The following is a 16122-nucleotide window of genomic DNA, read 5'->3' as shown; positions in this document are numbered from 1 at the left end:
GGCTAAAATAGGGGAAAATCATGCGTTTTTAGTGACAAAACGCATGAGGATGGTGGCGACCTCAGCGCGGGTGGCGGTGCCGGTGGGATCCAACTTGCCGCCGTCCTTACCGGTGATGAGCTCAGCGCCCACCGCCCAGGTCATGCCGTCGGCCGCCCAGGAGGACACGGTGCCGCCGTCGGAGAAGGTGGTCAGGTCGCCCTTGGCGGTCACATCGCACTTCTTGTACTCGGCATAGCGGTACAGGATGGTGGCCAGCTGCTCCCGGGTCACGGTGTCGTTGGGGGCGAACACGGTGTCGCTGTAACCCTTGACGATGCCCTCAGCAGCCGCCCAGCGGACGGCCTCGGTGTACCACACGCCGCTCTCCACATCGCCGAAGTTCATGGCGTAGTTGGCCACAGGGCTGCCGGCCTGACGCCACAGGATGGTGACGATCATGGCCCGGTTGGTGGTCATGAGGGGGGCGAAGGTGGTGGAGGATGTGCCGTCCATCAGCTTGTTGTCGTAGACGTACTTCACAGCCTCATAGAACCAGTCGTCGGCCTTCACGTCGGTGAAGGGCAGGCCGGTGCTCACAGAACCGTCGTCCTTGGTAAAGGAAGCCTCCACAGTAACGGCAGAAGCGGGCATGGTGAAGGTGTACTTGCCGTCGCCCTTGTCGGTGAGCTTGACCTCGCTGCCGTTCTTGTCGGTGACGGTGAGATCATCCAGCTTATAGCCCTCGTCAGGCTTCACGGTCAGGGTGATGGTGAGGCCCCTGGAGGCGCGGGTACGGCTGGCGGTGACGGCGCCGTTGTCGGCCTTGTCCACGGTGATGGCATAGGTAGTGGAGCCGGTGGGATAGCCCACGCCGCTCACAGTCTCATTCTCGACGCTGCCATCGCTGAGTTCCACGGAAATCACAACATCACCGGGGTCCTTGTTGGTCACGCTCTCCTTGATCTTGGCAACCACATCTTCGTCGGTGGGATTGCCGCCGATGACGGGCTTGATCCGGCCCACGGTGTCCTTGTCCACCCAGATCATCAGGGGAGCGCCGGTTTCACCGGCGGGCTTGAAGGTCACATTGTCAACGGTCAGGCTGGGAATGACCACATCAGAGATGTTGCTGCCGACGGCGTACTCAATGTTGGTGTAGCCGTTGGAATTGAGGACACAGTTTTCCAGAATGATATTCTGGGAATTGTTAACGATAACGGAGGTGTAGGCACCGCCGTTGACGGTGATACCGCTGAGCTTGCCGCTCGTTACGCAGTAGAACTGTACGCCATGCTTGATCTGATTGTTGGTCTCAATGGTCAGATTCCGGATGGTCACATTCTCGCCGCCGGCGGTAATAAATGCGCCGTCAGAGGGAGTTTCCTTACTGCCGCCGGTGTAGGCCAGGGCCTTGCCGGCGCCGTCCAGGGTAACGCCCGCGGGGATGGTGATCGCGGTATTGCTGTCCACATTCTTCAGCAGCTTGATGGTGTCGCCGTCTGCAGCCGAAGCGAGGGCGTCGCCCAGGGTCTTATAATACTTGCCGTCGATCTCGGCCACACCGTCTTCCTTTTCGTTGGGAAGGATGACAAAGTTGCCGTGGGCGTCCGTGGTCACACTGCTGCTCCGGTCCACATAATCGCTTACATCGCTGGAGAAGGTACCGGCGGTGATATTGAGCGTACCTGTTTTAGGAGCTTCAAGTGCGGCAGTTCCACTTCCTCCCCCAATAAATGTGCCCCCTGTAATAGTGGCATTTGCGGGAAGATTTAGACCACCATCGCCGCCTGTATTATCGTTACCTACACTTACTGCAACTCGCGTGGCACTTTTAAATGTACCACCGGAAATAGTTGCGTCAACTACACCACGTTCTCCGGCAATATACAGAGCATAGAAGGGAGTATTACTGCCATGGTCGCATAGTACGGTCTCAAAGGTTCCATTTTTTACCTCTGCATAGCCGTTATTGATCGCCAGTGCGCCCTGAACTCCCGTTACTTTACCGTTATTAAAGTATAGGTTGCCTGCACTAATAAAAGCGTATGCAAAATGACCGGCTGTCCCTGTATCATCTTCGATTGCATTGCAGGCTTCCGATTTGAATTCACCGCCATTGATAATAGCCGTTGCGCCTTCAAAATTATAAACGGAAGAATTACTTTCGAAATAGCCATCCTCAATGGTTAATGATGCGCCTTCCTTGTTCCGAATTGCGGCGCCTCCAAAAACACAGCCTTTGTAAGTCCCGTTTTCAATCAACAAGGTACCGAAATTGTCGATGGCACCCATTCCAACGGTGCCATTCTTTTTACTGGTGGCCATGGAACTGTCAATAGTACCATTACCCTTAATTGTTAATGTACCATAGTTTACAATAGGGCGGCCATTAAAGTTATCAGGAGCCACTGTAATGCAGTGTCCGGCCATATCCAGCACAATATTCTGGCCTTCCTGGATAGTAATGATCTGCTCCGTGGTCATACCGGCAATATCGCTGGTCATGGTCACGGTAGTTTCGGTCCCGTCGGTGGGAACGGCTTCGATGGCAGCCTTCAGGCTGCTGTAAGCATCCTTGTCCTCCGCTGCAAATGCTGACACGGGAAGAATCGTCAGCAGCATCGTCACAACAATAAACAGGCTGCCAAGCCGTGTGCGTGTTTGTTTCATCGCCATGTCCTCCTACATATTATTTTGCATCCCAAGTTGGGGATGCTTACCGCCCTCATTTTAGTCCAAAAGGAAAGTTCTGTCAACCGCAGAAAAAGGAAAATCCGCGAAACGTTGCCGTTTCACGGATTTCTTTGGCTATTTTCCCACTTGAGTCAGCAGATTCTGTTTCAGGTCCCACAGCTTCCGGGACAGGTCCACATAGTAGTTGTGGGGGTTCTCAAACCGCTTTACCTCGTCCCACAGCAGGTCGATCTGCCCGGCGCACCAGGCCCGCATCTCGGCGATGGGCGGGGAGTCGTACACCCGCTTGCCGTTCTGGAACACCGGCACCAGCAGCTCCCTGGCGGTAAAGTTGGTGAACACGCTGCGCTTCCAGGTGGCGTCCGGGTCAAAGAGCTCCAGAGGCTTGCTCTCGTCCACTGTTTCGTCCCACAGGGTGATGAGATCGGCAAAGGCCTTCCCCGTCTCGTTGTCGAAAAGACGGTACACCTTCTTAAAGCCGGGGTTGGTGATCTTGTCCGGGTTGGCGCTGATTTTGATCTTGGGGATGATATTCCCCTCTTTGTCCTCAATGGCGGCCAGCTTGTATACCCCGCCGAACACCGGCTCGCTCTTGGAGGTGATGAGCCGTTCGCCCACGCCGAAGGAGTCGATCTGGGCCCCCTGGAGCAGCAGGTCCCGGATGATATACTCGTCCAGGGAGTTGGAGGCCACGATCTTGCACTCGGTGAGCCCCGCCGCGTCCAGCATCTTGCGGGCCTTCCGGGACAGGTAGGTCAGATCCCCCGAGTCCAGCCGGATGGCGCAGTTGGTGATGCCCTGGGGGAGCAGTACCTCCGTGAAGGCGCGGATGGCGTTAGGTACGCCGGATTTCAGCACGTTGTAGGTGTCCACCAGCAGGGTGGCGGAGTGGGGATAGAGCTGGCAGTAGGTCTTGAAGGCGGTATACTCGTCGGGGAACATCTGGACCCAGGAGTGGGCCATGGTGCCGCCGGCGGGGGAGCCGTACACCTCGTCGGCCAGGGTGCAGGCGGTGCCCGCGCAGCCGGCGATGTAGGAGGCCCGGGCGCCCAGGATGGCGGCGTCGGGGCCCTGGGCCCGGCGGGAACCGAACTCGCTCACCGGCCGCCCGTCCGCCGAGCGCACGATGCGGTTGGTCTTGGTGGCGATGAGGGACTGGTGGTTCAGGGTGAGCAGCAGGAAGGTCTCGATAAACTGGGCCTCAATGGCGGGGGCCCGGACGGTGAGGAAGGGCTCCCGGGGGAAGATGGGAGTGCCCTCGGGTACCGCCCAGATATCGCCGGTGAATTTGAAGTTCTTCAGATACTCCAAGAAGCCCTCGCAGAAGCAGCCCTTGCTCCGCAGATAGGCAATGTCCTCCTCATCGAAGTGGAGCCGCTCCACATAGTCGATGACCTGCTCCAGACCGGCGGCAATGGCAAAGCCGCCTCCGTCGGGCACGTTGCGGAAAAAGACGTCGAAATAACAGATCTGCTCGGTGTAGCCCGGCGTCTGGAAATAGCCGTTGCCCATGGTGAGCTCGTAGAAGTCACAGAGCAGGGTATAGTTCATGTGTTGCTTCATGGCGTTCAAACCTCCCGGTTTATGGCTCACCATGGGGCCCCGCAAGGCGGGGCGCCGCGGTAAGCGGCGCAGGGCGGCGGAATTCAGTTTCGCCGCCCGCAGATCAAATGAAATTGGGGCCCCGGGTGAATGGGACATTCACCTGGGAGACAGCTCATAGAAATCACAGAGAAGGGTGTAGTTCATATGTTCTTTCATCTCAATCAATCCTTCCGGTTGATGACCGTGATCTGCAGGGCCTCCATCAGGTCCAGCACGTTGTTGTGGAGGACGGGGTCGGGACCGGCGGTGCAGGCGGCATCCACCACCAGCTCGGCCTCGGGCAGGGCGGCCTTGGCCATGATGGCATTGGACAGCACGCACAGGTAGGATACCAGCCCCACGATCTCAATGCGGTCATACCCCTGACTTTTGAGCCAGTTGCCCAGCCATAGAGAGGGGAAGGCGGGCTTGCAAATCACCATGTCCTTGCCTTTGTCCATGGCCTGTCCGGTTTTGCCGTAGAGCTGCCAGCCCTCCGAATTCATCAGACAGTGGGGCACCGGCAGCTTCCGCCCCTCCTGGGTGTCCAGGTAGTTTTCCTGGTGGGTGTCCAGGGTGAAGGCCACATCATCACCGGCGGCGTGATAGGCGGCGATTTTCTCCGCAATGGGGCCGTCCAGGGTTTCCGCCCCGGCAAAGCCCAGGGCGCCGTCCACAAAGTCCTTCTGGTAGTCCACCACCAGCAGCAGACATTTCATGCCCGTTTCCTCCTTTTGGTCAGCGTGTCGAGCTATCTCGACACGCTTCTCAAAAATGCAAGCATTTTTTCGAGGGAATGCAGCCCGCTGCGTCGCACGCGCAAAGCGCGCACGCTTGCGGGCTGAGAAGTGTTTTTTCCAAGGCTCATGTCCTTGGAAAAAACAGATTCTGACTCTGTTTTGCCGCCTGCGGGCGGCAAAACTCTGCCGAGGGCTTTTCTTCGGTCCAAGAACTCATTTCTCTCTTGCATCAGTTCCGCCTTTTTCGACAGACTGTGGTGTCAAGACACCTATCTATTATAGAGGCGCTGCCGTTAAATTGCAAGGGCCTTCTCGAAACAGGGGTAGGTGAGGGGCCGGCCGTGAAGGTGGATCTCCCCCACCTTGGAAAAGCCCATCTTGCGGATGAGGGCCTGCATCCGGTCGTTGAGGGAATAGGTGTCGATGCGCATGGCGGCAATGCCCTGGCGGCGGGCCTCCTCCTCGGCAAAGGCAAAGAGGGCGGAGCCCACCCCATGGCGCTGAAAGGCGGGATCGATGGCCATGCGGTGGATGACCACAGCCGGGCGGCTGGTGGTCCAGGGCAGAGGGTCATACTCGGGAGATTCGGCGGTGTTGATACAGGCCACACCGGCCAGCTTGCCGTCGATGACAGCGGCGTACAGCTCGCCCTGGTCGATGTCCCCGGCGTAGAAGTCCCGGGTGGGGTAGTCTTCTCCCCACTGGGGGTTGCCCAGCTGGTTCATATGGACCACCGCCCGGCGCACCATGGACCAAATCTCCTCCAGTTCCTCCCGGCGGGCGGGACGGATGGTCATCTCCCCGGTCATTCGGCAACGGGGGTGGGGCCCATGGCCTCGTGGAGGGTGTTGGTCACCGCGCCCCGGAAGAGGCAGACGGCAAAGCGGTGCATTTTCTCCAGCTTCTCGGGTACGGCGTCGGCATTGACCTGACCGGCGGCGGAGAAGTCACCGTCCAGAATGAAACGGGTCTCCTTGGGCTGGTTGGCGTTCTGGGGGTTGTTGGCCCCCACCAGGCCGGGACCGGCATGGAGCTTCATGCGGTAGCCGCCCACCAGGGGGGTCTCCACATCCAGGGCGCACTTGACGATCTCGCTCTCCTCCACGTCGGGCTCGCCCAGAATGCCCAGGTACTGGCTCTGGATCAGATCATCCCACAGCTGGTCCTCCAGGCCCAGGGCCTTCCGGGACACGGCGTTGACGTACCGCAGGCCGATGCGCTCAAAGTAGGCGGGCTGATAGATCTGGATGAACTGGGCCAAGGCCTGGTCCAGCCGGATGGCAAAGTCCTCCCACCGCTGATAGGACAGGGTGGACAGGGCGATAAAGTTCTGGGTCAGGTTGATCTTCCAACGGCCGTCCTCCGAGATGAAGTGGTAGTTGGTGATGGGCTTCTGGGGCTCCAGGGCGGTGGCGTTGCCCTTCTTCACCACTTTGGGGGGCAACTGCTCCTGCCGGGTCATATACTTGGGGAAGTCCTTCCGGATGGCCTCCTGGAAGGCGGCGGGCTCATTGGCGCCGATGGACAGGATGGTGGGGAAACGAAGCTGGCAGATGACCTCCACCAGGGGGGAACGGACATAGTGGAACCGCTCATATGGGGCAAACAGCATGGTGGCTGCTCCTTCCTGTTATAAAGTCTCTCCTATTTTATCCCCGAACCGGCCATATGTCAAACATCGCGGCCTTGCATTGGAGGAAAAGGACCGGTATAATGCTGGTAGCAACACAAGGAGGCGTATGTGATGGAACTGGAACTGAAACGGGGCGGGCGGACCGCAAGGGTGGCCACCCACGGCGGCGAGCTGGTGTCCTATCGGGACGAGAACGGCCTGGAATATATCTGGACGGGAGATCCGGCCTACTGGCCGGGGCGCAACCCCCTGCTCTTCCCCATTGTGGGCGGCCTGAAGGAGGGCAAGATCCGCATTGAGGGCAAAGAGGTCTCCATGAACCGCCACGGCTTTGCCCGTGCCTGCGAGTTTGCGGTGGCCGGCCAGGGCGAGGACTGGGCGGAGCTGGAGCTGCGGGAGAGCGGCGACACTCTGGAGGTCTATCCCTATCCCTTCCGGCTGGTGGTGCGCCAGCAGCTCACCGATACCGGCTTTGCCACCTCTGTGACGGTGACCAACACCGGGGACAAGCCCATGCCCTTCTGCGTGGGGGCCCACACCGGCTTCCGCTGTCCCCTGGAGGAGGGGGAGGTCTTTACCGACTACGAGGTGCGCTTTGAGCAGAAAGAGACCTGCCCCACCCTGGTGCCCGACGCCAACGGGGTGGACCTGAACCGCACCCTGCCCTGTCTGGAGGACACCGATGTGCTGCCCCTGGACTATAAGTACTTTGATGAGAGGGACACCCTGATCTTCCGGGGCCTCAAGTCCCGGCAGGTGGAGCTGCACAGCAAAAAGACCGGCAAGGGCGTGCGGGTGCGCTTCCACGACTTCCCGCTGCTGGCCCTGTGGTCCATGCCGGGCAAGGCGGCTCCCTATGTGTGCATCGAGCCCTGGCACGGGATGTCCGCCGAGGCGGGGGAGGGCCCGGAACTGTCCGACAAGGCCTACTGCATCACCCTGGCTCCCGGTGAGAGCCGCACGCTGGGCTACCAGGTGGATACCCTGTGAGCCTGTTTGACAGAAAGGAGTTTGTGCGCCATGTTTTGTAAATACTGCGGGGCGAAGCTGGCGGATACCGCCGCCTTCTGCTACAAGTGCGGCAAGCCCACCACCAAGCCCGAGAACCGCCCGCCCCAGCCCGCTCAGTCCGCCCCACAGGCTCCCGTGGAGCCGCCCAAGCCCGAGCCTTCCAAGGAGATGCCCAAGCAGGAGGAAGTGCTCCGGCAGGCTCCTGCGGAGCCGCCCAAGCGGGAGGAACCGACCTGGCAGGCTCCTATGGAGCCATCCGAGCCAGAGCAGGAGCCGCCCCGCCGGAAGGGAGGCTACATCGCCCTGGTGGCGGTGCTGTGTATCCTGGTGGCGGGCGCCGTTGTGGCCCTGGTGATGGCTATGGGCATTCTGAAGCCTACCTCTTCCGATGCTGAGGCCAGCCCCAGCCCCTCCGGCGTCGTAGAGACGCAGCCCCTTGAGAGTGAGCCGCCGGAGGAGGAGGACAAGCCCGCTCAGACCCCCGGCCAGGGCCAGAGCAGCTATCCCATTCAGCTGGATATGGACAAGCTGCTCTCCGCGCGGATCGAGGGCATCACCTTCCGGGAGGCCTGGGACCAGGGCCGGCTGGACGAGTGGATGAACCTCTATGTCAACGGCAGTTCCGACAGCGTGGATCCCTATGAGGCCTACTGGTACGACGAGGGCCTGCATGAGTGGACCTACTACGGCATCACCTACAGCCAGGCCGCTTCGGCGGGCTGGGGCGACATCTGGCTGGCGCTGCTGGGCGGCCGGGACAACGACGATCCGGACATCATGGACAGCGACTATCTGCTGCCCACGGACAGCCAGTACATTGATAAGAGCGATCTGGCCCCCTTCACCAAGGAGGAGGTAAGCCTGATCCGCAACGAGATCTACGCCCGGTACGGCTATCAGTTCTCCAGCCAGGAGATCCAGGACTATTTTGACCGCCAGAACTGGTACACGCCGGTGGACGGGCTCAATGCCTCCACCTTTGACACCAGCGTGTTCAATGCCTATGAACAGGCCAATCTGGAGACCATCCTGGCCTACGAGCGGGAGATGGGGTGGCGGCAGTGAGACGGCTGTGCTGCCTGGCGCTGATGGCGGCGCTGCTGTGTACCGGCTGCGCCGGACTGGGCGGGGGACAGGCCGTCCCCACGCCCACCCCGGCGGCGACGCCCTCCGCTGAGCCCACGCCCACCCCCACCCCCACCCCCACCCCGGAGCCTACGCCCACGCCGGAGCCCACCCCCACCCCGCTGCCCCTGGAGGGGGCGGTGATCTGCGTGGACCCCGGCCACTGCGTCACCCCGCTGACCGGCACCGGCCAGCGGGAGCTGGTCTCTCCGCTGTCCGATGAGACCAAGTACCTCTTCGGCGGCGGCACCGCCGGAGCCAACCAGACCGAGGAGCAGCTCAACCTGGCGGTGGGGCTCCAGCTCCGGGACGCCCTGGAGGCCCTGGGAGCCGAGGTAGTGATGACCCGGGAGGTGTCTGAGATCACCCTGGGCGGCATCGCCCGGTGCGAGATCGCCAGGGAGGCGGGGGCCGATGTACATATCAGCATCCACGCCAACGGCTGGACCGACCCGGACTACAACGGGGCCATGGTGCTGGTGCCCTACGGGGACCTGCTGGGCACCCCCTCCATCGTGGAGGAGAGCGCCCGGCTGGGCGAGCTGATGATCGAGGCGGTGTGCGAGCATACGGGAGCCAAGAACCTGGGCACCGTCCAGCGCTCCGACCTGACCGCCTTCAACTTCTCCACCATGCCCTGCGTGTTCATTGAGATGGGCTTTATGACCAATCCCCGGGAGGACGCCCTTATGGAGACCCCGGAGTATCAAGCCAAGATCGTGGACGGCATGGTGGAATCCCTGCTGGCCTGGTACGGCGTAGAGGAATAGGTGCAGGCCCCTAGTCCCCGGAAAGTTATAAAAGGCACAGAGCACCTGGATCATTATTGGAATCCATTTATAAAAAGGAGTGGCGCAACGGATGCTGCGCCACTCCTTTTTTACTAAAATTGCTGCTATTTTTACTGATCTGTCAGCCTGACCGTGTTGGCGGTGCCGTCCCACTGGATGGAGAGGTTCACCAGACCGGAGATAGCTCGAACAGGAAGGTAGGTTGTTCCGTTATAGACGATGGGATAAACAGTCTGCCCATTTGCGTCATAAAAGGTCTGGACATCCCCGTTCAAAGTTACTTTCACCCCGCGGTTCAAAGAGGCGGTTACGGATGTGGTGGTTCCCAGCGGACTGCCGGGACTGGAATACCGGGCCACAGAGCCGGAAGCTGTGGTAAGCAGGACGGTTTGGGTATTGGCATCCCAGTCTGCCTGGAGACCCACCAGACCGGCCACAGCCCGGACGGGGAGGTAGGTGGTGCCCTGATAGGTTAGGGGGAGAACAGAACCGCCATTTGTGTTGGTGAAAACCTGTTCCACGCCGTTGTAGGTGATGTGAAGGTTGGCGTTGCTGGTGGCCTGGACCGAAACCGACAGGTCGGGAAGGCGCATATTGGTCAGCACCTGATCGGGAGAGAGCACGCACTTGAGCGTCTGAGACAAAATTCCCCATGCGCCGGGCACGCCTTTTGTGTGGCGTATGAGGCCCTTTCCGCCGTTTCCTACCTGCCCGGAATTATTTTTACCCCAGCAATAGAGATCGCCTGTGCTGGTAATTGCCATGGAGACAGTATGGTTTCCGCCATGCTCACTCAAGGCGCTGGCGTATACCACGTCGGACAACACCTTTACCGGCGCCACCTGGGCGTCGCCGTCGATTTCGTTGCCGGTGGCGCCGCAGTTGTTGTTGCCCCAGCTGTACAAATCGCCGCCGGAGGTCAACGCCATGACCACCTCGCCGTCGGGCTCCAGTGAAAAGGAGGCAATATTGGACAGCAGCTTCTTGGGGGCAAGGAGAATATCTTCGGTCTCGTCCGCCCAACCATAATAGGCCTGGCGGCCCCAGCTGAACAAGTCCCCGTTGTTTGTGATGGCATAAACGCCGTATCCGCCAACCGTAAAGTTCTTTACATTGGAAAGGACTTTATAGGGAGTGGTTTGATCCTGCTTGGTTCCATTTCCGATGGTGCCAAATCCGCCGTTGTAGCCCCAGCAATACAAATCGCTGTTCTTGGTCAGCGCCACGATGGTGGGCAGCGTATCGTTGCCGTTGAGATAGGTGGCGCGGGCCACATTGGAAAGTACCTTCGTTGGCACGGAAAGTTTCTCGTTCACCCTGGGAACCGCCACAGCTACAGTCGATCCGGCGGAGAGACCGGCAGATTGACTTGCTGCTGCGATTTGGGGAGCAGTTCCCGACCTGAGCGCGGCGTTTGCGCTGACCCAGCTACCTGCCAGGGATGAGGTATCATAGTCGCCCAGCGGTACGCCCAACAGGGCGTTTCGATTGTCCCCCCATACGCACAGATCCCCATTGTATGTAAGCAGCAGACCGAAATCGGTGCCATGCAGCGTTACAGAGGCGACGCCGGAATAGACCTTGACCGGCGCATTGACCTGATAGATGCCCTCAGGGCACTTGGCCAAGCCAGCGCCCTTACTTCCCCAGCAGTACAGATCGCCGTTTTGGGTAATGGCCGCAGATCTGGTGCCGGTAATGGTCGCGTAGCTCACATTGGAAAGTACCTTGACGGGGGTGAGCTGGTAATTGGTATGACCGGCGCCGGCGCAGCCGTATGCGTTCTGCCCCCAGCAATACAGGTCATTGTTTGTTGTGATTGCCCCCGGAGTAGCGCTTCCAAGCTCGGCAATCAGCTGTCTGACATTGGACAGGATCTTCACGGGCAGAAACTGGTCCGCCTCGCTGCCGGTGCCAGCGCATCCGTAATTGCCCTTACCCCAGGCATAAAGATCGCCGTTCTTCAAAGTGGCATAGGCCGTTCCGCTTCTGATAAGAATGGAGCGGACGTCCGAAAGTACCTTGACCGGCGTTTCCTGGTAGCGGACAGAGGGACCCATACCCACGGTGCCGTATGTGTTGTCTCCCCAGCAGTAGAGATCACCATTCGCTGTAATGGCGGCGGTTGTTTCGCCGTCGGATGATATCGCGGTGTAGTTGGATTGGGCGCCATCAGAGGCATAGGCGCTTACAAGACCAAGCGGGAGAAGCAGGAGCAGGGAGAAAAACCAAATGGCACACTTTTTTAATCCGTTCATTTGCTACCTCCTGAAATAAATTCTTTACGGCGGAATCCAGAAGGTCACCCCCGGCTCCCCGTCTGCCACGAAAACAAAATGTGCTGTGCGGATATTTGAATATACCCAGCACAGCACATTTTATCTGCAACGCCCCTCACAATACACCTTGTAATATCGTGGAAAAAATGGTATAATAATGAGACGGTGCGGAATTTCCGTTGTGTGGGTGGAGCATCACCCGCGCAGGACTGGATGGGATTGCCGTCCTGTCCAGTCTGCCGCACGATTCTATTTCCTTACGGCCATTCTACCTTACCGTCTAACAGTTGACAACCCTCATTTTGCCGTCCGTGTGCGGTAATTGCACCCCGGCTTTGGAGGACGGGAGGCTTTCATAAATCCTATACAACCAAGAGGCCCCGGAGCCACGCTCCGGGGCCTCATTCTGTTCTGTTTTTTAGTAGGCCACGCCCCAGTACACCATATGCTTGGCGGGCTTGCCGCAGACGGGGCACACGTCGCCCAGGTGCTCCTGCTCCAGGGGGATGCAGCGGGAGGACACGCCGGCGATCTCCTTCATCTTCAGCTCGCACTCCAGATCACCGCACCACATGGTCTTGGCGAAGCCGCCCTGGGTGGACATCTTCTCCTTGACCTCCTCCACGGTGAAGCAGGCGTAGGTGTTGTCGTCCAGGTTGCGCTTGGCCTTGTCGAACAGGCCCTGCTGCACGGTGTCCAGCATGGTCTTGACGGTCTCCTCGATGTTGTCCAGGGAGACGAAGCTCTTCTCGCCGTTGTCCCGGCGGACCAGCACGCACTGGTTCTTCTCCATGTCCTTGGGACCCATCTCCAGACGCAGGGGCACGCCCTTCATCTCGTACTCGGCAAACTTCCAGCCGGCGGACTGCTCGGAGGCGTCCATCTTCACCCGGATGCCGGCGGCCTTCAGGCGGTTCATGACGGCCTCGTTGGCCTCGATGACGCCCTCCTTGTGCTGGGCCACGGGGATGATAATGACCTGGGTGGGAGCGATGCGGGGGGGCAGCACCAGACCGTTGTTGTCGCCGTGGGTCATGATCACGCCGCCGATGAGGCGGGTGGACACGCCCCAGGAGGTCTGGAAGGGATGGTGGGGCTGGTTGTCCTTACCGGCGAAGGTAATGTCAAAGGCGCGGGCAAAGCCGTCGCCGAAGTAGTGGGAGGTACCGGCCTGGAGGGCCTTCTTGTCGTGCATCATGCACTCCACGGTGTAGGTGGCCTCGGCGCCGGAGAACTTCTCCTTGTCGGTCTTGCGGCCCTTCACCACGGGCATGGCCAGGTAGTTCTCGCAGAAGTCGGCGTAGATGTTGAACATCTGCTCGGTCTCGGCAATGGCCTCCTCGGCGGTAGCGTGCATGGTGTGGCCCTCCTGCCACAGGAACTCACGGTGACGCAGGAAGGGGCGGGAGGTCTTTTCCCAACGCAGCACGGAGCACCACTGGTTGTACAGCTTGGGCAGGTCACGGTGGGAGTGGATGATGTTCTTGTAGTGCTCACAGAACAGGGTCTCGCTGGTGGGCCGGATGCAGTAGCGCTCCTCCAGCTTCTCAGAGCCGCCCATGGTCACCCAGGCGCACTCGGGGGCGAAGCCCTCCACGTGATCCTTCTCCTTCTGGAGCAGGGACTCGGGGATGAGCAGGGGGAGGTACACGTTCTCGTGTCCGGTCTCCTTGAACTTCTCATCCAGAATCTTCTGGAAGTTTTCCCAGATGGCGTAGCCGTAGGGGCGGTAGATGAACACGCCCTTGATGGAGGAGTAGTCGATGAGCTCCGCCTTCTTACACACGTCGGTGAACCACTTGGCGAAGTCCACCTCCATATCGGTGATCTGTTCCACCTGCTTTTTGTCCTGTGCCATATCTATCTCAATCCTTTTTTATCAAAATACGCATGGGTGCTACCTATTTTATTCATTTGCGGCCTAAAAGTCAAGTACGGGGTCCGGCTCGATAGGCCGGACCCCGCACTTTGTTCAGTTAGAGTTTGACCACCAGGGTGGCGGCGAAGAGACTGCCGGAATACTGGCCGTAGATCTGCACCCGGTCCCCCGCCGCCAGCTTGCTCAGGCTGGTGGAGGAGCCGGAGATGGTAACGAAGCTTGCGTCCTCCACGTCCACGGTGAGAGGCGTGCCGTTCTCCAGGCTGATCATCAGGGTATCCTCCTTGGTGTTGACCACCAGCACCGAGCCGGTGATCTGGGTGGAAGAGGAGGAACTGCCGGTGACGTTGATGGCCACGATCTCGTCCCCGCTGAGGGTCAGCTCCACCGCGTCGTTGGGCTTGAGGGTGTAGAGGGAGATGACCGAGCCCTTCTGGGTCACCGACACACCCTCGGACACCTGGTAGGTGTCGGTGGAGCCGTCGGAGAAGCGCACGTCGATGCTGACGCCGGTGGTGTCCTGGACCACCCGGGTGATGGTGCCGGACAGGGTGGCGTTCTGAGAGGTGGCCTCGATCTCATACACCTCGTTGTAGCGGACGGTGACGGTGACGTTGTCCCCGCTGCGCAGCTTGTCGATGGAGCTGGTCTTGCCGTCCCGCTCAATGTCGGGCAGGTTGGTCAGGTCGATGGTAAAGGTGGCGGTGGTGCCCTGGGGAGTACGCACCGCCAGGGTGGTGGGGCTGGCGTAGGTGATGCTCTCAATCACGCCCTGGGTGGTGGTGGAGCCGGGGTAGGTGTCCAGCAGCACGACCTGACCACCGGAGAGCTGAAGGGTGGCAAAATTGTTGCGGGCCACCTCCTTGACGGTGATCTCCGCTCCGTCATAGCGGGCGATGGCATTGCCTGCAATGGGGTAGGTACGGGACTTGCCGGTAATGCTGTCCTCCAGGGTGATCTCATAGGTCTCCTTGGAGAAGTTAACGCTCTTGATGGGGCCCTGTACATAGTCGGATACAGTGTCCACCGCGGCGCTCACCACGCTGCCGGCATTGTCGTTGGACACCCGCAGGCTCACATGGTCCCCCTTGTTGGACACGGAGATGGAGCCGGCCTTGCCGTTGACGGTGACGGAGGCGCCGGACACCAGGGTGTACTGGGCGCGCTGGCCGTCAAAGGAGGCGACGGTGAGGGTCTGGCCACCGGCGGTGTTCTCCACACCGGTGATGAGACCCTCGGCGGAGCGGGTGCCGCCGGACAGCTTCAGCTCGGCCAGATGGCCCATGCCGTCCACCCAGCACTGGGCCTGGGTATAGCCGGCGTTGGGCTCGATCAGGGAGGGATCGCCCACCAGCTGGCCCACCTGAACCTTGGTGAAGCGGTCGATGTCCAGCCGCTTGCTGGCGCCGTTCACGCTGATGGTGACGCTGTCCTGAGACACATCGGCGATGCTGCCGCTGAGGCTGGTCAGGGCCCCGCCCAGACGGACCGCCTGAGCCGCCCCCTTGCTGTCCAGGTTCACCCGGACATACTGGCCCGCCCGCAGGGCGGTGGGGGTGGTGCGGATGTTGTTTTCATAGATGGGCACGTTGGCGGGCACAGAGATCCCGAAGGTATCGGTCAGATTGCCGGTGATGGTGAGCAGGGTGGCGCCATTGCTGGTGGAGCCCACCGCGTCGATGACGCCGCCTACCCACTGGTAGTCGGTGTAGGCGGGCAGTTCGGCATAGATGCCCTGCTCATCCATAAAGTCGATGGCCCGGCGGAGCATGGTGGCCATTTCCGCACGGGTCAGGCTGCCCTGGGGCATAAACTGGTTGGCGGTGTTGCCCTGGACGATGCCGTATGTATTGAGCAGATACACATAGGGCCGCAGCGCCTGGGAGATGGAGGCGGTGTCGGCAAAGCTCATGGAATAGTTGGTCAGATTTTTGGCCATGGGTTCCAGCTGCATAGCCCGTACCAGATACATGGAGAGGTTTTCGCGGGTGATGGACTTGAGCAGTGCACCGGAGGAGCACATGGCCTCCAGCTCGGTGACGCTGATGATGCCGGTCTCCAGACAGACAGCCATTTCCTCCTCCGCCCAGCTGTAGACGTTCTCAGGCAGGATCTTCTTCAGCTGATCGGCCCGGTCGGCGGCAATCTGCTTTTTATCCGCGGCGGACACGCCGGTGGCCCGGGAGCAGAAGAGCAGAGCCTCGCAGGCGGTCATCTTCTGGGCGGGGGCGAAGGTAGTGGCGCTGGTGCCCTTCACGATGCCCAGGCCGGCCAGATACTCCACGTCCTCCTGGGCCCAGTGGCCCTGCATATCGGTAAAGCTCACTGCCCCGGCGGGGACCACCAGCAGAGACAGCGTCAGAACCACCGCCAGCCAAAGGGCTGCAAATCGCTTTGCTTTCAT

General features: G+C 60.2%; 11 protein-coding genes. 3 read left to right on the top strand and 8 right to left on the bottom strand.

Features of this window, described 5'->3' with window-relative positions:
• Positions 1–18: 18 nt before the first annotated feature.
• From WHJ28_RS07515 to WHJ28_RS07495, 5 genes are all read right to left on the bottom strand, one after another.
• The gene (locus WHJ28_RS07515) at positions 19–2652 is read right to left on the bottom strand and encodes an S-layer homology domain-containing protein (protein ID WP_340041210.1); all 2634 of its coding nucleotides are present in this window, start codon (positions 2650–2652) and stop codon (positions 19–21) included.
• A 138-nt stretch (positions 2653–2790) separates the two neighbouring features.
• On the bottom strand, positions 2791–4239 hold the full coding sequence (locus WHJ28_RS07510) for a nicotinate phosphoribosyltransferase (protein ID WP_340041208.1): 1449 nt from the start codon (positions 4237–4239) through the stop codon (positions 2791–2793).
• A gap of 203 nt (positions 4240–4442) precedes the next feature.
• Positions 4443–4979 (bottom strand): cysteine hydrolase family protein, encoded by a 537-nt coding sequence (locus WHJ28_RS07505; protein WP_340041206.1) that lies wholly within the window; start codon positions 4977–4979, stop codon positions 4443–4445.
• A 314-nt stretch (positions 4980–5293) separates the two neighbouring features.
• The gene (locus WHJ28_RS07500; protein ID WP_340041204.1) at positions 5294–5797 is read right to left on the bottom strand and encodes a GNAT family N-acetyltransferase; all 504 of its coding nucleotides are present in this window, start codon (positions 5795–5797) and stop codon (positions 5294–5296) included.
• Positions 5798–5805: 8 nt separating this feature from the next.
• Positions 5806–6612 (bottom strand): TIGR04255 family protein, encoded by an 807-nt coding sequence (locus WHJ28_RS07495; RefSeq protein WP_087330112.1) that lies wholly within the window; start codon positions 6610–6612, stop codon positions 5806–5808.
• 132 nt (positions 6613–6744) lie between these two features.
• Here WHJ28_RS07495 and WHJ28_RS07490 point away from each other — a divergent pair, with 132 nt between their 5' ends.
• The 3 genes from WHJ28_RS07490 to WHJ28_RS07480 are packed head-to-tail and all read left to right on the top strand — an operon-like array spanning position 6745 to position 9539.
• The gene (locus WHJ28_RS07490) at positions 6745–7623 is read left to right on the top strand and encodes an aldose 1-epimerase family protein (RefSeq protein ID WP_340041199.1); all 879 of its coding nucleotides are present in this window, start codon (positions 6745–6747) and stop codon (positions 7621–7623) included.
• 30 nt (positions 7624–7653) lie between these two features.
• On the top strand, positions 7654–8709 hold the full coding sequence (locus WHJ28_RS07485) for a YARHG domain-containing protein (RefSeq protein ID WP_340041197.1): 1056 nt from the start codon (positions 7654–7656) through the stop codon (positions 8707–8709).
• The gene (locus WHJ28_RS07480; RefSeq protein ID WP_340041195.1) at positions 8697–9539 is read left to right on the top strand and encodes an N-acetylmuramoyl-L-alanine amidase family protein; all 843 of its coding nucleotides are present in this window, start codon (positions 8697–8699) and stop codon (positions 9537–9539) included. Before WHJ28_RS07485 ends, WHJ28_RS07480 begins: the two co-directional genes overlap by 13 nt.
• 131 nt (positions 9540–9670) lie before the next feature.
• Here WHJ28_RS07480 and WHJ28_RS07475 read toward each other — a convergent pair whose 3' ends face one another.
• The 3 genes from WHJ28_RS07475 to WHJ28_RS07465 all read right to left on the bottom strand — a co-directional run bounded on the left by WHJ28_RS07475 (position 9671) and on the right by WHJ28_RS07465 (position 16122).
• A complete protein-coding gene (locus tag WHJ28_RS07475; RefSeq protein ID WP_340041193.1) occupies positions 9671–11818 on the bottom strand; it encodes a stalk domain-containing protein in 2148 nt (715 codons plus the stop codon).
• 439 nt (positions 11819–12257) lie between these two features.
• Positions 12258–13697, bottom strand: a complete 1440-nt coding sequence (gene proS / locus WHJ28_RS07470) for a proline--tRNA ligase (RefSeq protein ID WP_340041191.1) — start codon at positions 13695–13697, stop codon at positions 12258–12260.
• A 118-nt stretch (positions 13698–13815) separates the two neighbouring features.
• The gene (locus WHJ28_RS07465) at positions 13816–16122 is read right to left on the bottom strand and encodes an S-layer homology domain-containing protein (RefSeq protein ID WP_340041189.1); all 2307 of its coding nucleotides are present in this window, start codon (positions 16120–16122) and stop codon (positions 13816–13818) included.

The organism is Flavonifractor porci (genome assembly GCF_037572415.1).
Lineage (GTDB): Bacteria > Bacillota > Clostridia > Oscillospirales > Oscillospiraceae > Flavonifractor > Flavonifractor porci.
The sequence above is the reverse complement of the archived record's forward strand: the minus strand, read 5'-3'. Positions and strand labels throughout refer to the sequence as shown.